Origin of the sequence: Streptomyces sp. enrichment culture (assembly GCF_964273255.1) — a bacterium.
Taxonomy (GTDB): Bacteria; Actinomycetota; Actinomycetes; order Streptomycetales; family Streptomycetaceae; genus Streptomyces.
Genome location: NZ_OZ186835.1, coordinates 2,118,063 through 2,139,480 on the forward strand (window position 1 = coordinate 2,118,063; position 21,418 = coordinate 2,139,480).

12 protein-coding genes are annotated in these 21,418 nt (G+C 73.2%); 9 read left to right on the forward strand and 3 right to left on the reverse strand.

The window, feature by feature from the left end; all coding sequences use genetic code 11:
• The first annotated feature begins 430 nt into the window (after positions 1–430).
• The 4 genes from ACSU53_RS08970 (at position 431) to glgB (ending at position 8,797) form a co-directional block, all read left to right on the forward strand.
• Positions 431–2,644: a maltotransferase domain-containing protein gene (locus ACSU53_RS08970; protein ID WP_437026230.1), complete on the forward strand. Its 2,214-nt coding sequence runs from the start codon at positions 431–433 to the stop codon at positions 2,642–2,644.
• A complete protein-coding gene (treS, locus tag ACSU53_RS08975; RefSeq protein WP_437026232.1) occupies positions 2,641–4,341 on the forward strand; it encodes a maltose alpha-D-glucosyltransferase in 1,701 nt (566 codons plus the stop codon). The genes ACSU53_RS08970 and treS overlap by 4 nt, the downstream gene beginning before the upstream one ends.
• Before the next feature lie 110 nt (positions 4,342–4,451).
• Positions 4,452–5,882, forward strand: coding sequence for a maltokinase N-terminal cap-like domain-containing protein (locus ACSU53_RS08980; RefSeq protein WP_437026234.1), 1,431 nt, complete (start codon positions 4,452–4,454; stop codon positions 5,880–5,882).
• A gap of 29 nt (positions 5,883–5,911) precedes the next feature.
• Entirely contained in the window at positions 5,912–8,797 is a 2,886-nt protein-coding gene (gene glgB, locus ACSU53_RS08985; RefSeq protein WP_437026236.1) for a 1,4-alpha-glucan branching enzyme, read from the forward strand.
• Between the two features lie 27 nt (positions 8,798–8,824).
• Here glgB and ACSU53_RS08990 read toward each other — a convergent pair whose 3' ends face one another.
• Both ACSU53_RS08990 and ACSU53_RS08995 read right to left on the reverse strand, forming a co-directional pair.
• Positions 8,825–11,068: a HelD family protein gene (locus ACSU53_RS08990; protein ID WP_437026238.1), complete on the reverse strand. Its 2,244-nt coding sequence runs from the start codon at positions 11,066–11,068 to the stop codon at positions 8,825–8,827.
• Positions 11,069–11,402: 334 nt separating this feature from the next.
• Positions 11,403–12,800 carry a cation:dicarboxylate symporter family transporter gene (locus ACSU53_RS08995; RefSeq protein ID WP_437026240.1) on the reverse strand — a complete coding sequence of 466 codons (1,398 nt, stop codon included), beginning with the start codon at positions 12,798–12,800 and terminating at the stop codon, positions 11,403–11,405.
• Positions 12,801–12,957: 157 nt separating this feature from the next.
• Between ACSU53_RS08995 and ACSU53_RS09000 the strand changes: the two genes are divergently transcribed.
• From ACSU53_RS09000 to ACSU53_RS09010, 3 genes are all read left to right on the forward strand, one after another.
• The gene (locus ACSU53_RS09000) at positions 12,958–14,694 is read left to right on the forward strand and encodes a sensor histidine kinase (protein ID WP_437026242.1); all 1,737 of its coding nucleotides are present in this window, start codon (positions 12,958–12,960) and stop codon (positions 14,692–14,694) included.
• Positions 14,691–15,377 (forward strand): response regulator, encoded by a 687-nt coding sequence (locus ACSU53_RS09005; RefSeq protein ID WP_437026244.1) that lies wholly within the window; start codon positions 14,691–14,693, stop codon positions 15,375–15,377. The genes ACSU53_RS09000 and ACSU53_RS09005 overlap by 4 nt, the downstream gene beginning before the upstream one ends.
• Positions 15,378–15,768: 391 nt before the next feature.
• Positions 15,769–16,485 (forward strand): helix-turn-helix domain-containing protein, encoded by a 717-nt coding sequence (locus ACSU53_RS09010; protein ID WP_437026246.1) that lies wholly within the window; start codon positions 15,769–15,771, stop codon positions 16,483–16,485.
• Positions 16,486–16,719: 234 nt separating this feature from the next.
• Here ACSU53_RS09010 and ACSU53_RS09015 read toward each other — a convergent pair whose 3' ends face one another.
• Positions 16,720–17,745 carry an ATP-dependent 6-phosphofructokinase gene (locus ACSU53_RS09015; protein WP_432058461.1) on the reverse strand — a complete coding sequence of 342 codons (1,026 nt, stop codon included), beginning with the start codon at positions 17,743–17,745 and terminating at the stop codon, positions 16,720–16,722.
• Positions 17,746–17,984: 239 nt separating this feature from the next.
• Here ACSU53_RS09015 and pta point away from each other — a divergent pair, with 239 nt between their 5' ends.
• Both pta and ACSU53_RS09025 read left to right on the forward strand, forming a co-directional pair.
• Positions 17,985–20,135: a phosphate acetyltransferase gene (gene pta, locus ACSU53_RS09020; protein WP_437026248.1), complete on the forward strand. Its 2,151-nt coding sequence runs from the start codon at positions 17,985–17,987 to the stop codon at positions 20,133–20,135.
• A gap of 65 nt (positions 20,136–20,200) precedes the next feature.
• Positions 20,201–21,397 (forward strand): acetate kinase, encoded by a 1,197-nt coding sequence (locus ACSU53_RS09025; RefSeq protein ID WP_437033089.1) that lies wholly within the window; start codon positions 20,201–20,203, stop codon positions 21,395–21,397.
• Positions 21,398–21,418: the final 21 nt, after the last annotated feature.

The window sequence follows — 21,418 nt, forward strand, 5'->3', positions numbered from 1 at the left end:
CGGGGCCGCCCGCACCCGTCCCGTGCGGCGGCGCAGCACCCGGCCGCGCACCCGCCCCGCCCCGGTGCGGGCGGCGACGTGCCTGGTCGCAGGGGTGGTGCGGGGGACGGCGGCCGGCCGGCGGGCCGGTGCGCCGCGCCCTTGGGGGCCGGGGGCCGTCCACCCGTCCGCAGCCGTACCCGGCCGCCGGCGCGGGACCCGGGAGGGCCGCCGGAGCGGGCACGGGCCCGGCGCCCGGAGGGCCGGGCCGCGGGGTACCGAAACAATCGACTCCGCCGTGTCGACATACGCGCGAGTAGTTAACAAAGTGCCGGATTGCCCACCCGAATAGGGTGGGAAGGCTCCTGCGGGTACTCCCTCAGGAGCACCACGCAGGACCCGCCTTCCCCCAGTCATCCGCCCACCCACGTTGACGCGGACAGGAGCGGTCATGCCCGCCAAGCACCACTCGTCATCGCCCCCGACGCCCGGCGCCCGCGCGCGGCGGGGGGCCGCCGAATCCCCTCCGGCCCGTGCCTCGGACCACGGTCCGCCGCCGGCCGCCGGGCCGGCCGGGACGGGGGCGCCGAGCGTCGCCGGTCCGGACACCCTCGCCGGTCACGCCTCCGCCACGGGCCCCGTGCCGTCGGTGGGCCGCATCCCGGTCCTGGACGTGCGCCCGCTGGTCCGGGGCGGGCTCCGGCCCGCCAAGGCCGTCACCGGGGAGACGTTCCAGGTCTCGGCCACGGTGTTCCGCGAGGGGCACGACGCGGTGGCCGCCAACGTGGTGCTGACGGATCCGGGGGGCCGGCCGGGGCCGTTCACGCCGATGCGGGAGCTGGCGCCCGGCACCGACCGGTGGGGCGCCGAGGTCACCGCCGGTGAGCCCGGCCTGTGGACGTACACCGTGGAGGCCTGGGGTGATCCGGTCACCACATGGCGGCACCACGCGCGGATCAAGGTCCCGGCGGGTCTCGACACCGAGCTGGTGCTGGAGGAGGGGGCCCGCCTGCACGAGCGGGCGGCGACGGACGTGCCGGAGAAGGAGCCGCGGGAGGTCCTGCTGGCGGCCGTGGACGCGCTGCGCGACGCACGCCGCCCGGCGGCCTCCCGGCTGGCGGCCGCGCTGACTCCCGACGTGGACGCGGTGCTGGCGCGGTATCCGTTGCGGGAGCTGGTGACCAGCAGTGAGCCGTTGCCGTTGCTGGTGGAGCGGGAGCGGGCGCTGTTCGGGTCGTGGTACGAGTACTTCCCGCGCTCGGAGGGCACCGAGCGGGAGCCGCACGGCACGTTCGAGACGGCCGCGCGGCGGCTGGACGCGATCGCGGCGATGGGTTTCGACGTGGTCTACCTGCCGCCGATCCACCCCATCGGGACGACGTTCCGCAAGGGGCCGAACAACACGCTGGACGCGGGTCCGGACGATGTGGGGGTGCCGTGGGCGATCGGGTCGGCGGAGGGCGGCCACGACGCGGTGCATCCGCGGCTGGGCACCCTGGAGGACTTCGCGCGGTTCGTGGCGCGGGCGGGTGAGCTGGGCATGGAGGTGGCGCTGGACTTCGCGCTGCAGTGCTCGCCGGACCATCCGTGGGTGCACAAGCATCCGGAGTGGTTCCACCACCGCCCGGACGGGTCGATCGCGTACGCGGAGAACCCGCCGAAGAAGTACCAGGACATCTACCCGGTCGCGTTCGACGCGGACATGGACGGGCTGGTGGCGGAGACCTGCCGGGTGCTGCGGCACTGGATGGGGGCGGGGGTGCGGATCTTCCGGGTGGACAATCCGCACACCAAGCCGGTGGTGTTCTGGGAGCGGGTGATCGGTGAGATCAACCGCACCGACCCGGACGTGATCTTCCTGGCGGAGGCGTTCACCCGGCCGGCGATGATGCACACGCTGGCGCAGATCGGCTTCCAGCAGTCGTACACCTACTTCACCTGGCGCAACAGCAAGCAGGAACTGACCGAGTACCTGACCGAACTGTCGGGGGAGGCCGCCTCCTACATGCGGCCCAACTTCTTCGCCAACACCCCCGACATCCTGCACGCCTATCTGCAGCACGGCGGCCGGCCCGCCTTCGAGGTCCGCGCGGTCCTCGCCGCCACCCTCTCGCCGACCTGGGGCATCTACAGCGGCTACGAACTGTGCGAGAACACCCCGCTGCGCGAAGGCAGCGAGGAGTACCTCGACTCCGAGAAGTACCAGCTCAGGCCCCGCGACTGGGAAGCAGCCGAACGCGAGGGACGCACCATCGCCCCGCTCATCACCAAGCTCAACACCCTCCGCCGGGAGAACCCCGCCCTGCGCCAGCTGCGGGACCTGCACTTCCACCATGCGGACCAGGAGCCGGTCATCGCATACTCGAAACGGAAGGGTTCGAACACGGTTCTGGTGGTCGCCAACCTCGACCCGCACCACACCCAGGAGGCCACGGTCTCGTTGGACATGCCGCGTCTCGGCCTGGACCGGCACGAGACGGTGCCGGTGCGCGACGAGCTCACCGGAGAGACCTATCACTGGGGCAGCGCCAACTACGTGCGCCTGGGGCCGGGGGGAGCGCATGTACTCGTCGTCGGCCGGGGGCCCGGGGACCACACCCCGGGTGAGCACACGTCGGATCTGCGGCCGTCCACTCCGCACATGGGAGGGTCACCCACATCATGATCGTCAACGAACCCGTGCCGGACACCTTCGAGGACACCCCCGCCGGGGACCGGGATCCCGAGTGGTTCAAACGCGCCGTCTTCTACGAGGTGCTGGTCCGTTCCTTCCAGGACAGCAACGGTGACGGCGTCGGCGACCTGAAGGGTTTGACCGCCAAACTGGACTACCTCCAGTGGCTCGGCGTGGACTGCCTGTGGCTGCCGCCGTTCTTCAAGTCCCCGCTGCGCGACGGCGGCTACGACGTCTCCGACTACACCGCCGTGCTGCCCGAGTTCGGCGACCTCGCCGACTTCGTGGAGTTCGTCGACTCCGCGCACCAGCGGGGCATGCGCGTGATCATCGACTTCGTCATGAACCACACCAGCGACCAGCACCCGTGGTTCCAGGAGTCCCGCAAGGACCCCGACGGCCCCTACGGGGACTACTACGTGTGGGCCGACGACGACAAGCAGTTCCAGGACGCGCGCATCATCTTCGTCGACACCGAGGCGTCCAACTGGACCTACGACCCGGTGCGCAAGCAGTACTACTGGCACCGCTTCTTCTCCCACCAGCCGGACCTCAACTACGACAACCCGGCGGTGCAGGAGGAGATGATCTCCGCGCTGAAGTTCTGGCTGGACCTGGGCATCGACGGGTTCCGGCTGGACGCGGTGCCGTACCTGTACCAGCGGGAGGGCACCAACTGCGAGAACCTGCCGGAGACCCACGCGTTCCTGAAGCGGGTGCGCAAGGAGATCGACGCGCAGTACCCCGACACCGTGCTGCTGGCCGAGGCCAACCAGTGGCCCGAGGACGTCGTGGACTACTTCGGCGACTACGCCGCCGGCGGCGACGAGTGCCACATGGCGTTCCACTTCCCCGTCATGCCGCGCATCTTCATGGCCGTCCGCCGCGAGTCCCGCTACCCCGTCTCGGAGATCCTCGCCAAGACCCCCGCCATCCCCTCCGGCTGCCAGTGGGGCATCTTCCTGCGCAACCACGACGAGCTGACCCTGGAGATGGTCACCGACGAGGAACGCGACTACATGTGGGCCGAGTACGCCAAGGACCCCCGCATGCGGGCCAACATCGGCATCCGCCGCCGGCTCGCCCCGCTGCTGGACAACGACCGCAACCAGATCGAACTCTTCACCGCCCTGCTGCTCTCCCTGCCCGGCTCCCCCGTCATGTACTACGGCGACGAGATCGGCATGGGCGACAACATCTGGCTCGGCGACCGCGACGCCGTGCGCACCCCCATGCAGTGGACCCCCGACCGCAACGCCGGCTTCTCCTCCTCCGACCCCGGCCGCCTCTACCTGCCCACGATCATGGACCCGGTCTACGGCTACCAGGTCACCAACGTCGAAGCCTCCATGGCCTCCCCCTCCAGCCTGCTCCACTGGACCCGGCGCATGATCGAGATCCGCAAGCAGAACCCGGCCTTCGGCCTGGGCACCTACACCGAACTGCCGTCCTCCAACCCGGCCGTCCTCGCCTTCCTGCGCGAGTACGAGGACGACCTGGTCCTGTGCGTCAACAACTTCTCCCGTTTCGCGCAGCCCACCGAGCTGGATCTCAGCGCCTTCGAGGGGCGGCACCCGGTGGAGCTGTTCGGCGGGGTGCGCTTCCCCGCCGTCGGGGAACTGCCGTACCTGATGACCCTCGGGGGGCACGGCTTCTACTGGTTCCGGCTCCGCAAGGACGCCGCGTAGAACCGGGGCGGTGCGGTTTCCTCCGCCCCGCCCGGGGCACGCATCAGTAACACCCCGCCCACCGGCGGCGCCCTGGGGGCCCGCCGACGAGGGGGAAAGGACGCGACGCCATGTCGGAAGCCGTCACCCGCACCGTCAGCGCACCGCCCGGCCTCCTTGCGTCACTCGATCCGCTGCTGAGGGAATGGCTGCCCAGACAGCGCTGGTTCGCGGGCAAGGGGCGCCCCGTCACGGGGTTCACCCCGGTCGCGGTCACCGAGCTGCTGCCGTCCACCGCCAAGCTGGGCCTGTACCACCTGCTGGTCCGGGCGCAGCAGCCGCTCGCGGCGGGCCACGGCGGGCAGGAGCGGCAGCCCGGTGACTGCTACCAGCTGTTCATAGGCGTGCGCGAGGCGCTGCCGCCCCGGCTCGCGCCCGCGCTGATCGGTCATGTCACCCGGGGCCCGCTGGCCGGACGGACGGTCTACGAGGCCCTGCACGACACCCGGCCCGCCGAACTGCTCCTGGAAGCCCTGCGCACCCAGGCACGGATCGGCGGGCTCCGTTTCGAGCGGGACCCGCGCCAGGAGATCCGGCCCGGCCTGGTGCCGCGCCTGATGACCGCCGAGCAGTCCAACTCCTCCGTCGTCTACGGGGACACCTACATCCTGAAGCTGCTGCGCCGGGTCGTGCCGGGTGTCAACCCCGACCTGGAGCTGCCGCTGGCGCTGGCGCGGGAGGGCGGGACCCGGGTGCCGCCGCCCACGGCCTGGCTGCTCGCGGACGCCGATGCCGGGGCCGCCGGTCCGCCCGCGGCGGAACCGTACGTCCTGGGAGTGCTCCAGCCGTACGTGCAGGGCGCGACGGACGGCTGGGAGCTGGCGCTGCGGGCGCTGGCCAAGGGCGAGGACTTCCTCGCCGACGCCCGGGCCCTCGGGCGCGCCACGGCCGAGGTGCACACCTCGCTGGCCCGCGCCCTGCCGACCGTCAGCCTGGGCCACCCGCAGCTGCGGTCCATGGTCGACGGCATGACCGAGCGGCTGCACGCGGCGGTGCGGGCGGTCGCGGCGCTGCGGCCGTACGAGGCGGGGCTGCGGTCGGCGTTCACCGCACTTCAGGACCTGGCCTCCGAGGGGCACGTGTGGACCGCGCAGCGGGTGCACGGCGACCTGCACCTGGGGCAGTGCCTGCGGTCCCCGGCCGGGGAATGGTCGCTGATCGACTTCGAGGGCGAGCCGGCCCGCCCGCTGGCCGAGCGCCGCATGCCCCAGCCCGCCGTGCGGGACGTGGCGGGCATGCTGCGCTCCTTCGACTACGCGGCCCGCTCCGTGGACCCGCCGCAGGCCGACTGGGCCGCGCGCTGCCGGGCGGCCTACTGCACGGGCTACGCGGAGACCGCCGGCCGCGACCCGCGCACCGAACCGGTGCTGCTGCGTGCCTATGAGACCGACAAGGCGGTTTACGAGGTGCTGTACGAGGCCCGGCACCGCCCCGAGTGGCTGCCCGTGCCGATGGCCGCCGTGCGCCGGCTCGCCGGTTCCGGCGCCGCCGACCCGACCTGACCACCCCCTTCGTCCAGGAGGCTCCGCCCGTGACCCCCCGCCCCGAGCCCAGCGCTCCGCAGCCCGAACAGCCGGACGGACCGCCGGCCGAGCGGCAGGCCGTGCCGCCGCCCGCCGCGCCGAGGAAGAAGTCCGCCGCGAGGAAGGCCGCCGGGACCGGCACCGCCGGCCGGAAGGCCGCGGCGGCCGGCGGGGGGGCGGCGGGGCCGGCGCCGGCGGGCAAGGCGGCGCGGGAGACGACGAAGAAGGCCGGCGCCGCCCGGGCCGCGGCGACGGTGAAGGCGGCGGAGAAGAAGACCCCGGCGGCGACGGCCGAGGGCACGGCGAAGAAGACGGGGGCGGCGAAGAAGACGGGGGCGGCGAAGAAGACGGGGGCGGCAGCGAAGAAGACGGCGGCGCAGAAGGCCGCAGCCGAGAAGACGGCGGCAGCGAGGAAGACGGCGGAGAAGGCCCGGAAGGCCGGGCCGAAGAAGACCGCGGCGAAGAAGGCCCCCGCGAAGAAGATCCCGGCGACGCAGGTCCGGGCGGACAAGGTCCCGGCGAAGAAGGTCCGGGCGGAGAAGGCCCCGACGGAGAAGGACAGCCCTCGGGAGGCGATCCCGGCGGACGGTCGCACCGGGGCGGCGTCCGGTGCCGGAGCACCGTCCGGCGCCGGGGCGGCGCGGGTGCCGGGGCCGGCCGGGGACACCGCCACCCGTCAGCCCGTACCCCCCGACATGGAGATCGCCGTCTCCCCGGCCCTCGGCGACGAGGACCGGGAGCGGCTGCTGAACGGCACGCATCACGCCCCGCACGACGTGCTCGGTGCCCACCCCGTGCCCGGCGGGGTCGTCTTCCGGGTGTTCAAGCCGTACGCCCACGCGGTCACGGTCGTCTCCTGCGGCCTGCGGGTGGACCTGCACGACGACGGCGCGGGGTTCTTCTCCGGGCTGCTGCCGCTGCGGGAGGTCCCGGCGTACCACCTGCTGGTGCGCTACCCGGACACGGTCCACGAGACCGAGGACGCCTACCGGTTCCTGCCCACGCTCGGCGAGCTGGACCTGCACCTGATCGGTGAGGGCCGGCACGAGGAGCTGTGGACGGTGCTGGGCGCGCACCCGATGACGCACGAGGGCGTGAGCGGCACCCGGTTCTCGGTGTGGGCGCCCAACGCGCGCGGGGTGCGGGTGGCGGGCACCTTCAACTTCTGGGACGCCACCGCCTTCCCCATGCGCTCCCTGGGATCCACCGGGGTGTGGGAGCTGTTCGTGCCGGGCATCGGCGACGGCGAGCTGTACAAGTTCGACATCACCCGGCCGGACGGCTCGCGCACGCTGCGCGCCGACCCGATGGCCCGCCGGACCGAGGTCCCCCCGGCCACCTCCTCGGTGATCACTTCGTCGGAGTACGTGTGGGGCGACGCCGAGTGGCTGGAGCAGCGGGCGCAGGCGCCGGCCCACGAGCGGCCGTTCTCGGTGTACGAGGTGCACCTGCCGTCCTGGCGGCCGGGGCAGACCTACCGGCAGCTCGCCGAGCAGCTCCCCGCCTACGTCAAGGACCTGGGCTTCACGCACGTGGAACTGATGCCGGTCGCCGAGCACCCCTTCGGCGGCTCCTGGGGCTACCAGGTCACCGGCTTCTACGCGCCGACGGCCCGGCTCGGCACCCCCGACGACTTCAAGTACCTGGTGGACGCGCTGCACCGGGCGGGCATCGGGGTCCTGATGGACTGGGTGCCCGCGCACTTCCCGCGCGACGAGTGGGCGCTGGCCGAGTTCGACGGGCGGCCGCTGTACGAGCACGCCGATCCGCTGCGGGCCGCGCATCCCGACTGGGGCACCCTGGAGTTCGACTTCGGGCGGCGCGAGGTGCGCAACTTCCTGGTGGCCAACGCCCTGTACTGGTGCGAGGAGTTCCACATCGACGGGCTGCGGGTGGACGCGGTCGCCTCGATGCTCTACCTGGACTACTCGCGCGAGCCCGGCCAGTGGACGCCGAACGAGCACGGCGGGCGGGAGAACCTGGACGCGGTGGCCTTCCTCCAGGAGATGAACGCCACGGTGTACCGCAGGGTGCCCGGCGTGGTGACGATCGCCGAGGAGTCGACCGCCTGGGACGGCGTCACCCGGGCCACCCACCACCACGGTCCGAGCGGCTTCGGCGGCCTGGGCTTCGGGCTCAAGTGGAACATGGGCTGGATGCACGACTCGCTGGCCTACATGAGCCACGACCCGGTGCACCGCCGGCACCACCACCACGAGATGACCTTCTCGATGGTGTACGCCTACAGCGAGAACTACGTCCTGCCGATCTCGCACGACGAAGTGGTGCACGGAAAGCGGTCCCTGGTGTCGAAGATGCCCGGCGACTGGTGGCAGCAGCGCGCCAACCTGCGCGCCTACCTGGGCTTCATGTGGGCCCACCCGGGCAAGCAACTGCTGTTCATGGGGCAGGAGTTCGCCCAGGGCGCCGAGTGGTCGGAGGCGCACGGGCCGGACTGGTGGCTGCTGGACCCGCACTACGGTGCCGAGGCCGACCACCGCGGGGTGCGGGACCTGGTGCGGGAGCTGAACACCGTCTACCGGCGCACTCCCGCACTGTGGCGCCTCGACACCCGTCCGGAGGGGTTCCGCTGGGTGACGGGGGACGCCGCGGAGGACAACGTGCTCGCCTTCCTGCGGTACGACGCCGACGGCACCCCGCTGCTCGCGGTCAGCAACTTCGCCCCGGTCGTCCGCTCCGCGTACCGGCTCGGGGTGCCGGACGACGTGCCCGCCTGGCACGAGGCCGTGAACACCGACGCCGCCCGCTACGGCGGGAGCGACGTCGGCAACCCGGACCCGGTGAAGCCGGAGCCGCAGGGCCGGCACGGACACCCGGCGAGCGTCCGGCTGGTCCTGCCGCCCCTGGCGACGGTGTGGCTGCGCCCGGCGTGACCCGGGCGGGCGGCCCCGGGTCCCGCGTCAGGCGGGGTCCGGGGCGAGCGCCCGGGCCAGCGGTTCCGGCAGCGGCTCGGTGTGCAGGACGCCGAGCCGCTGGGTGGCCCGGGTGAGCGCCACGTACAGGTCGCTGGTGCCGTACCGGCCGGGCTCGACCACGAGCACGGAGTCGAACTCCAGCCCCTTGGCCTGGCGCGGGTCGAGCAGGACCACGTCGTGCGTCAGGTCCGGCTCGGCGCCCGCGGTGACCCCGTCCAGGCGCGCGGCCAGGGCGCGGTGCAGGTCCCGGGGCGCGATCACGGCGAGCCGTCCCTCGACGGGGGTGAGCTCCCCCACCGCCTTTGCGACGGCGCCGGGCAGGTCGTCGCTCGCCCGGGCCCAGGGCCGGACGCCGGTGGAGCGGACCGAGCCGGGCGGCTCGAAGCCGGGGTGCTCGGCGCGGACCACGGCCGCCGCGACGTCCATGATCTCGGCCGGGGTGCGGTAGTTGACGCCGAGCCGGGTGTGCTCCCAGCGGTCCTCCACGTAGGGGGCGAGGATGTCCGACCAGGAGCCGACGCCGCCCGCCTCCGAGGTCTGCGCAGGGTCGCCGACCAGGGTCATCGAGCGGGTGGGGCTGCGCCGCATCAGCAGCCGCCAGGCCATCGGCGACAGCTCCTGCGCCTCGTCGACGATGATGTGCCCGAAGGCCCAGGTGCGGTCGGCGGCGGCGCGTTCGGCGGCGCTGCGGTGGTCCTCCTCCTCGTGGCGTTCGGCGAAGCGCTCGGCGTCGATGATGTCGTGCGCGGACAGCACCTCGACGGAGTCGGGGTCGTCCTCCTCCTTGTCCTCGAACTCGTAGGTCCGCGAGGCGTACGAGACGTCCAGGACGCCCTGCGCGTAGGCGACCTGCGCCCGCCGTTCGCGGTCGGCCCGCTCGCGGGCCAGGCGGTCGTCCTCGCCGAGGAGTTCGGCGGCCTCGTCGAGCAGCGGCACGTCGGAGACGGTCCAGTGCCGGGTCACCGGGCGGCGGACCGCGTCGGCGTCCTCGGCGGGCAGGAAGTCCTCCGGGGCCGCGAGGAGGTCGGCGACCAGGCGTTGCGGGGTGAGCCGCGGCCACAGCAGGTCGATGGCGGACCAGACCTCCGGGTTCTCGGCGAGTTCGTCGCGGATCTGGGTGACGTCGCTGGGGTCGAGCAGGTTGGAACCGTCGTAGGGGTCGGTGCCGATGCGTTCGGCGACCATGTCGGTGAGCGTGTTGAGGATGTGTCCCTCGAAGTGCTCCCGGGCCTCGTTGTGGGGCAGCCTGGCGGCCCGGGTGCGTTCCCGTGCCACGCGCACCAGGTCGTCGTCGAGCATCAGCACGTCGCGGTCGTGCTCGATGGTGATCACCGGGTCGGGCAGCGCCTGCCGGGCGCGGACCGCCTCGGCGAGGACACCGGCCATCTCCGCCCGGCCCTTGACGGCGGCGGCCTCGGGGGTGTCGGTCCGGGTCGTCCGCACGCCGGGGAACAGCTCGCCCACGGTCGCCAGCAGCACGCCGGTCTCGCCGAGGCTGGGCAGCACCTCGCCGATGTAGCCGAGGAACGCCGGGTTGGGGCCGACGATCAGGACGGCACGGCGGGCCAGCAGGTCGCGGTGCTCGTAGAGGAGGTAGGCGGCGCGGTGCAGGGCGACCGCGGTCTTGCCGGTGCCGGGGCCGCCCTCCACGACCATGACCCCGCGGTGCGGGGCGCGGATGATGCGGTCCTGGTCGGCCTGGATGGTACGGACGATGTCGCCCATGCGGCCGGTGCGCGCGGAGTTGAGGGCGGCGAGCAGCACGGCGTCGCCGGTGGGGTCCTCGTGGCCGGTGCGGGTCTCGTCGCCCAGGTCGAGGATCTCGTCGTGCAGGGCGGTGACCTCGCGGCCCTCGGTGGAGATGTGGCGGCGGCGCCTCAGTCCCATCGGGGTGTGGCCGGTGGCGAGGTAGAACGGGCGGGCCACGTCGGCGCGCCAGTCGATGAGGACGGGGGTGCGGTCGGCGTCGTCGGCGCGCAGCCCGATGCGGCCGATGTGGTGGCTGTCGCCGGCGGCGAGGTCGATGCGGCCGAAGCAGAGGGAGCCGTCCACCGCGTTGAGCGCGGCGAGCAGGCCGGAGCGCTCGGCGACGAGGATGTCCCGTTCCAGCCGGGCCTGCATGGGCGTGTTCCCCTGGGCGAGGGCGTCCGTCACGGAGTCCTCGGCGTCGCCGCGGACGGCGTCGACGCGTGCGTACAGTCCGTCGATGAATTCCTGTTCCTCTCGCAATTCATCGTCCGGAAATTCGGTGTTTGACAATGCAACTCCCGCCCGGATATAATGAGCTCACTGAACTTCACATGCGATTCTTCCTCTGGAAGTCGCGAATCATTGAATATACGCCGCGAAAACCCCCGGACGCAATTGCCGGGGGTTTTGTCGTGTCCGGACACGGACCGGGCGGCCGGGCCCGCGGGGGACGGGACCCGGCCGCTCGGCGGGGTGGAGGCCCGGTACGGGAAGGGCCTCCGGGGACCCGGGCGGCTGAGCGGCAGGAGGTGGGGGGAACCACCCGGCCGCCCGGGAGGAACGGACGGCCGCACGGGCCCGTGCGGCCGTGGCGTCAGGCCTTGGCGAGTTCCTTCTCGCCGTCCGCCCCGGCCGGCTCCGCGGGGGCGGCGGCCTGGTCCGGTTCGCCGGCGTGGTCGTCCAGCAGGGTCCGCTCGTCGAACGGCGCCCGGCCGGCCAGGACCTCCTGGACCCGCTCCTTGTCGATCTCCTTGGTCCAGGTGCCGATCAGCACGGTGGCGACCGCGTTGCCCGCGAAGTTCGTCAGGGCGCGGGCCTCGCTCATGAAGCGGTCGATGCCGACGATGAGGCCGATGCCGTCCACCAGGGCCGGCTTGTGCGACTGCAGGCCGCCGGCCAGCGTCGCCAGGCCCGCGCCGGTCACGCCGGCCGCGCCCTTCGAGGCGACCAGCAGGAACAGCAGCAGCGGGATCTGCTCGCCGACCGACATCGGCGTGCCCATGGCGTCGGCGATGAACAGCGAGGCCATGGTCATGTAGATCATGGTGCCGTCGAGGTTGAAGGAGTAGCCGGTCGGGACGGTGATGCCGACCACCGGCTTGCTGACGCCCAGGTGCTCCATCTTGGCGATGAGCCGCGGCAGGGCCGACTCGGAGGACGAGGTCGACAGGATCAGCAGGAACTCGCGGCCCAGGTAGCGGAACAGGGTCCAGATGTTCAGGCCCGCGACGATCCGCAGCATGGCGCCCAGCACCAGGAAGATGAAGAGCACGCAGGTGACGTAGAAGCCGAGCATCAGCACGGCGAGGCTCTTGAGGGCGTCGAGACCGGCGGATCCGGTGACCGCGGCCATGGCGCCGAAGGCGCCGACCGGCGCGGCCCACATGATCATGGCCAGGACGCGGAAGACCAGGCGCTGGATGTGCTCGATGCCGCGCAGGACCGGCCGGCCCGCGTTGCCCATGGCCTGCAGGGCGAAGCCGCACAGCAGGGCGATCAGCAGGGTCTGCAGGACCTCGCCGGAGGTGAAGGCGGACACGATGGTGGCCGGGATGACGCCGAGCAGGAACTCGGTGGTGTCCTTGGCCTCGGTGTCGATCTGGGCGTGGCCGGTCTCCTTGACCGCGTCGGTGACGGCGAGGCCGGTGCCCGGGTCGAGGATGTTGCCGACGATCAGCCCGATGGCGAGCGCGACGACCGACATGACCATGAAGTAGCCGAGGGCGATCCCGCCGACCGCGCCGACCTTGGCGGCCTTCCGCACGGAGCCGATGCCCAGCACGATCGTGCAGAAGATGATCGGCGAGATCATCATCTTGATCAGGTTCACGAACCCGGTGCCGATGGGCTTCAGCCCGACCGCGAAGTCCGGGGCGAGCAGGCCCACGCCGATGCCGAGGGCGACCGCGATGATCACCGCGATGTAGAGGTAGTGCGTGCGGTCCCGCTTGACCTTGGGTGCGGCTGGTGCCGTATCGGCTGTGCTGGTCACGGCGGCCCTCCTTGACGTCGTCGTCGGCATCACCGGCGTGCGGCTCACGTCCGGGGGTTGGTGTTCGGGGGAACGCCGTGACTATGTCTCGCCCTGTGAGCGCGGTCACCCTTCCGTTCATTTAGTTCATCGCGGGACCGGAAGGCACACTGACGGGATGCGTCTGCCCCTCCCCCGGCCCCGCAGCCTCGCGGGCCAGCTGTTCGCCATGCAGGCCGTGCTGATCGCGGTGCTGGTGGTGGGGTACGCGGTGTTCGGCTTCGTCAGCGACCGCAGCCAGGCGGAGAAGGCGGCGGGTGACCAGGCCACGGCGGTGGCGCTCTCGGTCGCCGACTCGCCCTCCGTCCGGGAGGCGATCCGCTCGGCCGACCCCTCGGCGGCCCTCCAGCCGTACGCGCTGGCGGTGGTGCGGGACACCGACATCGACTTCGTGACGATCATGAACCCGCGGGGCATCCGCTGGACCCACCCGGACCCCGACGAGATCGGCCTGTCCTTCCGCGGCCACACCGGCCCCGCCCTGGAGGGCCGCACCTTCACCGAGACCTACACCGGTACGCTCGGCCCGTCCGTGCGGGCGGTCACCCCCGTCCGGGACGGGGACCGGATCATCGGCCTGGTCAGCGCGGGCATACGGGTGGAGGAGATCAGTCAGCGCGCCCGGGGGCAGCTCACGGCGCTGCTGGTGGTCGCCTCGGGCGCCCTCGGCCTCGGCGCGATCGGCACGTACGTCATCAACGCACGGCTGCGCCGGCACACCCACGGCATGAACGCGACCGAACTCAGCCGCATGCACGACTACCATCAGGCCGCGCTCCACGCCGTGCGCGAGGGGCTGCTGATGCTGGACGGGCAGTACCGGGTCGCGCTGATCAACGACGGCGGCCGGGACCTGCTGGGCGTGGCCGACGAGGAGGACGTGGTGGGCAGACCGGTCGCGGAGCTGGGGCTGCCCGGTCCCCTGACGGGAGCGCTGCTCGCCTCCGAGCCCCGGGTGGACGAGGTGCACCTGACCGAAGACCGGGTCCTGGTGGTGAACACCTCGCCGGTCTCCGGCGGGGAGCGGCGCGGCACGGTGGTGACCCTGCGGGACGTCACCGAGCTGCAGTCGCTGATGGGCGAGCTGGACTCGGAGCGGGGCTTCACCCGGGCGCTGCGGTCCCAGGCGCACGAGGCGGCGAACCGGCTGCACACGGTGGTGTCGCTGATCGAACTGGGCCGGGCCGAGGAGGCGGTGGACTTCGCGACGGCCGAGCTGGAGCTGGCGCAGGCGCTCACCGACCAGGTGGTGGCGGCGGTCAGCGAGCCGGTGCTGGCGGCGCTGCTGCTGGGCAAGACGGCCCAGGCCAACGAGCGGGGCGTGGAGCTGGTGGTGTCCGGGGACAGCCGGCTGGACGACGGGCTGCTGCCCGATTCGCTGCCCGCCCGGGACCTGGTCACCATCCTCGGCAACCTGATCGACAACGCCGTGGACGCGGCCCAGGGCGGCACGCGGCCCCGGGTGACCGTCACGGCGCTGACCCGGCAGGACGCGGAACGCCCCCGGCACGACGAGGATCCGGACCGGGAGGGCGCGCAGCCGGCACGGCAGGACGCGGAGCTGGTCCTCAGCGTCCGGGACACCGGCCCGGGGGTCGACCCGGAGCACGCCGAGACGCTGTTCCAGCGCGGCTACAGCACGAAGCCGGCGGGGCCGGGCGGGCGCGGGCTGGGGCTCGCCCTGGTCCGGCAGGCCGTGGCCCGCCACGGCGGTGCGCTGGCGGTGACCTCGCCGGACGACGGCGGCGCGGTCTTCGAGGTGCGGCTCCCGCTGCGGGCCACGGCCGCCGCCCGGTCCCGACGGGAGCGGGCCCCGGACGGGGCGACGCCGGTCGGTACGGGAGGCGGCGCATGACGGGCGGGCCCATCCGGGTGCTCGTGGTGGAGGACGATCCGGTCGCCGCGGACGCCCATGTGATGTACGTCGGCCGGGTGCCCGGGTTCACGGCCGTCGGCAAGGCGTACTCCGGCGGGGAGGCGCGCCGCGCGCTGGAGCGCACCGCGGTCGACCTGCTGCTGCTCGACCTGCACCTGCCGGACGGGCACGGCCTCCAGCTGGCCCGCTCGCTGCGGGCGGCCGGTCACCACGCCGACGTGATCGCGGTGACCTCGGCGCGGGACCTGGCCGTGGTCCGCGAGGGCGTGTCGCTCGGGGTGGTGCAGTACGTGCTGAAACCGTTCACCTTCGCCACCCTGCGGGACCGGCTGGTCCGGTACGCCGAGTTCCACGCGGCGGTGGGCGAGGCCAGCGGCCAGGACGAGGTGGACCGGGCCCTGGCCGTCCTGCGGGCGCCCGGCCCGGCGGCCCTCCCCAAGGGGCTGAGCGCCCCGACCCTGGAGCGGGTCACGGTGGCGCTGCGCGATGCCGGGGAGGGCATGACCGCCGCGGGTGTCGCGGAGGCGGTGGGCATCTCCCGGATCACCGCCCGCCGGTACCTGGAGCACCTGGTCGAGGCCGGCCACGCGGCCCGGCGCCCCCAGTACGGCACGGTGGGCCGCCCGGAGCTGCGGTACCGGTGGGTGACGCGCCGGCCCTGAAGCGGGGGCCGGACGGTGCGGCCTGAGCCGCCCCGGGGCGCGCGCCGGTACGCGCGACAGGCGCACACCGCCGGCCGCGCGCCGGTGCGGTTTGCGCCGCCGGGAGGACACCGTCCGGGGGGCGGGTGAGGACGGCGGGGCGCACGGGGGTACGAGCCGCACACCGGCGGCCGCACAGGCGCTCGATCCGCCGGGGGAGCCCCGGCGGCGCCGAGGATCGCGCATATGCCCGCTGAGCTTGCGGTTCGTCTTCGCCGGGTCCGGATCCACCTCGCGCGGCCGCGCGGGGCGCCGGTCCGCCCCACGGGGCGACCCACCGGTAGCCGTAGCTTCGCACAATGAGTGATCCTGGCCGAACCGACCGTAGTCACCGCCGTCCGGCGGGCCTAGCTTGTGGGCCGTGCCCCGACCTACCGCCCGACCGAACCGCCCCCGGCAGGCCCCGCCGTTCAACGCCGCCGCCGCCCGCCGCCTGCGTTCCGCCCTCGGCATGGACGCCGCCCACATCGCCCACACCCTGCGCGTCTCCTACGGGCTCCCCTACGTCACGCCGGACCTCGTCCTGGGCTGGGAGCGCGGGCTCGCCGCGCCGTCCGGGACCGAACTCACCGCCCTGGCGGGCGTGCTGTGGTGTTCGCCGGGTGAGCTGATCGGCCGTCCGCGCACCCTGCGCGAGCACCGCATCGCCCGCGGTCTGGCCCCCGAGGACGTGGCCCGTGCCGTGGGGCAGGAGATCCACGCGTACCTGCGGATGGAGGAGACGGGGCAGTGGCGCGGCTCCGAGCGGCAGGCCACCGCGCTCGCCGCGGTGCTCTCGCTGTCCCTGGCCGACCACATCGCCGTCACCGGGCGGGAGGCGAAGCTCGCCGAGCTGCTGCGGAACGCGGCGACGACCCGCTGGCAGGCGTACGTGCGGCCGGTGTCGCGGATCGTGCCGCTGGACCGGCGGCTGCTGGAGCGCGTGCTCCAGCGCCTGCACCAGGAGTACCAGGGCCACATGGCCGCCACCCTGAGCTGGGGCGGCGGCAGCGGTGACGCGGGCGAGGCGGGCCGCGCGTTCCTGGACCACGTCGTCGAGCACTTCTGGACGGCGGCCGGCCACGACTGAGCGGCGGGAACCGCGCGGCCTCGCCCCGCGGCGGCGCGGGGCGCGCGCCCACCGGGACGGCGCGGCCACCGGGACGGCCGTCGAACCCGCCGACGCCGCCCGCGGCTGCCGGACGTCACGACCGGGCCATGACCGGGCCATGACCGGGCCGTCGTCGCGGCCCGCCGGGCCCCCGGGCGGCCACCCGGGGCCGGCGGGCCGGAAGAGCGACGGGAGGCGGCGGGAGGTGGTGGACTAGAAGACCGACTCGGCCTCGTCCATGCGGTCCGTCGGGACCGTCTTCAGCTCGGTGACCGCCTCGGCCAGCGGCACCATCACGATGTCCGTGCCGCGCAGCGCGGTCATCCGCCCGAAGTCGCCCCGGTGCGCGGCCTCCACCGCGTGCCAGCCGAAGCGGGTGGCGAGCACCCGGTCGTACGCCGTCGGCACACCGCCGCGCTGGACGTGACCGAGGATGACCGGCTTGGCCTCCTTGCCCAGGCGCCGCTCCAGTTCGCGCGCCAGGGCCGTGCCGATGCCCTGGAAGCGCTCGTGGCCGAACTGGTCGATCTCGCCCTTGCCGTAGTCCATGGTGCCGTCGGCGGGGTGCGCGCCCTCGGCGACGCAGATGACCGCGAACTTCTTGCCGCGGGCGAAGCGCTCCTCGACCATCTTGACGATCTGCCCGGGGTCGAAGGCCCGCTCGGGCAGGCAGATGCCGTGGGCACCGGCGGCCATGCCGGACTCCAGGGCGATCCAGCCCGCGTGCCGGCCCATCACCTCGACGACCATCACGCGCTGGTGGGACTCGGCCGTGGTCTTCAGGCGGTCCATCGCCTCGGTGGCGACGCCCACGGCGGTGTCGAAGCCGAAGGTGCGGTCCGTGGAGGAGATGTCGTTGTCGATGGTCTTGGGCACACCGACCACCGGCAGACCGGCGTCCGACAGCATGCGCGCCGCGGTGAGCGTGCCCTCGCCGCCGATCGGGATCAGCGCGTCGATGCCGAAGTCTCGGATCATGTCCGAGGCGTTCTCGCAGGCCTCGCGGAGCCGGTCCCGCTGGAGGCGGGACGAGCCGAGGATGGTGCCGCCGCGGGCCAGGATGCCGCTGACCGCGTTGAGGTCGAGGGTGCGGTAGCGGCCGTCGAGGAGACCGGCGTAGCCGTCCTCGAAGCCGATGACCTCGTCGCCGTAGTTGTCGACGGCCCGGTGCACGACGGACCGGATCACTGCGTTCAGGCCCGGGCAGTCGCCGCCTGCGGTGAGAACTCCGATACGCATCGTGCTGTGTCTCCTGGTCGCTGTCGATACCGGTGAGCCAACCCCGATTGTTTCATGCCTCGCGGCGGGCCGGTCCTCCCGCGGGGCCGGCCGTCCCGTCCCGGCCGGGCGCGGGGGGCGTCCGGTCCCGCGGCGAGGGTACGGTCAAGAGGGTTGTCCCGTTCGCCGCCCGCCCGGGCGGGCGCCCCTCGGGCGGCCCCCGGACCCACCGCCGACACCCGACGGAACGGAGAGCGCGCGTGACCCGCAGCGTGTACGTGACCGGCATCGACCGCGGCGACGGCCGCCAGGTCGTCGAACTGGGAGTGATGGAACTCCTGACCCGGCAGGTCGACCGGGTCGGCGTCTTCCGTCCCCTGGTGCACGACGGGCCGGACCGCCTGTTCGAGCTGCTGCGGGCCCGCTACCGGCTCACCCAGGATCCGTCGACCGTCTACGGCATGGACTACCAGGAGGCCTCGGCGCTCCAGGCGGAACGCGGCACGGACGAGCTGGTGTCGACGCTCGTCGACCGCTTCCACCGGGTGGCCCGCGACTACGACGTCGTCCTGGTCCTCGGCACCGACTACGCCGACACCCAGTTCCCCGACGAGCTGTCCCTCAACGCGCGGCTCGCCAACGAGTTCGGCGCCTCGGTGATCCCGGTGGTGGGCGGGCGGCGGCAGACCGCGGAGTCGGTGCGCGCCGAGGCCCGCAACGCCTACCGCGCCTACGACACCCACGGCTGCGACGTCCTCGCCATGGTGGTCAACCGGGTGGCCCCCGAGGACCGCGACGAGATCGCCGAACGGCTCGCCACCCGCCTGCCAGTGCCCTGCTACGTCGTCCCGGACGACCCGGCGCTCGCCGCGCCCACCGTCTCCCAGATCGCGCAGACCCTGGGCGCAGAGGTGATCCTCGGCGACGACTCCGGACTGTCCCGGGACGCCCTGCACTTCGTCTTCGGCGGCGCGATGCTCCCCAACCTGCTCGCCGCGCTGCTGCCCGGCAGCCTCGTCGTCACCCCCGGCGACCGCGCCGACCTGGTGGTGGGGGCGCTGGCCGCGCACAGCGCCGGTACCCCGCCGATAGCGGGCGTCCTGCTCACCCTGGACGAGGTGCCCGGCGAGGCGATCCTCACCCTCGCCGCCCGTCTCGCGCCCGGCACCCCGGTGCTGTCGGTGCCCGGGAACAGCTTCCCCACGGCCGAGCAGCTGTTCTCCCTGGAGGGCAAGCTCAACGCGGCCACCCCGCGCAAGGCGGAGACCGCGCTCGGCCTGTTCGAGCGGTACGCCGACACCGGGGAGCTGAGCCGCCGCGTCTCCGCGCCCAGCAGCGACCGGGTCACCCCGATGATGTTCGAACACTCGCTGCTGGAGCAGGCCCGCTCCGACCGGCGGCGGGTGGTGCTGCCGGAGGGCACCGAGGAGCGGGTGCTGCACGCGGCCGAGGTGCTGATGCGCCGCGGCGTGTGCGACCTGACGCTGCTCGGGCCGGTGGACGGCATCCGCAAGAAGGCCGCCGACCTGGGCATCGACCTCGGCGACGCGCAGCTGATCGACCCGGCCGCCTCCGACCTGCGGGAGGCGTTCGCCGCCCGGTACGCCGCGCTGCGGGCGCACCGGGGTGTCACCGAGGAGCTGGCGTACGACGTGGTCGCCGACGTGAACTACTTCGGCACCCTGATGGTCCAGGACGGTCTGGCCGACGGCATGGTGTCCGGGTCGGTGCACTCGACGGCGGCGACCATCCGGCCCGCCTTCGAGATCATCAAGACCCGGCCGGACGCCTCGATCGTCTCCTCGGTCTTCTTCATGTGCCTGGCCGACAAGGTGCTGGTCTACGGCGACTGCGCGGTCAACCCGGACCCGGACGCGGAACAGCTCGCCGACATCGCCGTGCAGTCGGCGGTCACGGCGGCCCGGTTCGGGGTGGAGCCGCGGATCGCGATGCTGTCGTACTCGACGGGCACGTCCGGCTCCGGCGCGGACGTCGACAAGGTGCGCCGGGCGACCGAGCTGGTGCGCGCCCGCCGGCCCGACCTGAAGATCGAGGGGCCGATCCAGTACGACGCGGCCGTGGAGCCCTCGGTGGCGGCGACCAAGCTGCCGGGCTCCGAGGTCGCCGGGCAGGCGAGCGTGCTGATCTTCCCCGACCTGAACACCGGCAACAACACCTACAAGGCGGTGCAGCGCTCGGCCGGGGCGATCGCCGTCGGCCCCGTCCTGCAGGGCCTGCGCAAGCCGGTCAACGACCTGTCCCGGGGCGCTCTGGTCCAGGACATCGTCAACACGGTCGCCATCACGGCGATCCAGGCCCAGTCCCCCGGTCCGTCCGAGAACGCGTCCGGCACCGCACCCGACACCGCGTCCGAGAACGCGTCCGAGAACGAAGAGGCGTCCCACCCGTGAGTCCGTCCCGTCCGTCGCCCTCCTCCGTCCCGTCCGGCGGGACCCGCCCGGCCGGTCCGGCCCGGGTGCTCGTCCTCAACTCCGGCTCCTCGTCGGTGAAGTACCAGCTCCTCGACATGGGCGACGGCGCGCGCCTGGCCACCGGTCTGATCGAGCGCATCGGTGAGCGCACCTCGCTGGTCCGGCACGTGCCGCTCGCGGCCGGCGGCGGCTCCCGGGAGCGCACCGGCCGGATCCCCGACCACGAGGCCGCCCTGAAGGCGATGGCCGAGGAGCTCGCCGAGGACGGGCTGGGGCTGGACTCCCCGGACCTGGCCGCCATCGGGCACCGGGTGGTGCACGGCGGGCTGCGCTTCACCGAGCCGACCCTGATCGACGACGCCGTGTGCGCCGAGATCGAGCGGCTCATACCGGTGGCCCCGCTGCACAACCCGGCCAACCTCACCGGCATCCGCACCGCGCGCGCCCTGCGCCCCGACCTGCCGCAGGTGGCCGTCTTCGACACCGCCTTCCACACCACGATGCCGGAGGCGGCGGCCCGCTACGCGATCGACGTGAGGACCGCCGACGAGCACCGCGTGCGCCGCTACGGCTTCCACGGCACCTCGCACGCCTACGTCTCCCGGGAGACGGCGCACCTGCTCGGGAAGGCGCCCGAGGAGGTGAACGTGATCGTGCTGCACCTGGGCAACGGGGCGTCCGCCTCGGCGGTGCGGGGCGGGAAGTGCGTCGACACCTCCATGGGGCTGACGCCACTGGAGGGACTGGTGATGGGTACGCGGTCCGGGGACATGGACCCGGCCGTCATCTTCCACCTGATGCGGGTGGGCGGAATGTCCGCCGACGAGATCGACACCCTCCTCAACAAGAGGAGCGGTCTGGTCGGGCTGTGCGGGGACAACGACATGCGGGAGATCCGGCGCCGGGTCGACGAGGGCGACGAAGAGGCGAAGCTGGCCTTCGACCTCTACATTCACCGGTTGAAGAAGTACATCGGTGCCTATTGCGCCGTGCTCGGACGGGTGGACGCGGTGGCCTTCACCGCCGGGGTCGGCGAGAACTCGGCTCCGGTCCGGGAGGCTGCCGTGCAGGGCCTGGAAGGGCTGGGCCTGGCGCTCGACGGCGCGCGCAACGCGGCACGCGGTGACGCGCCGCGGCTGATCTCGCCGGAGGGTGCGCGGGTCGCGGTCGCCGTGGTACCGACGGACGAGGAAAGGGAGATTGCCACGCAGACCTACGCGCTGGTCGGAAAGAACAATTGAGCGTCGCCTTTCTCATTTGTA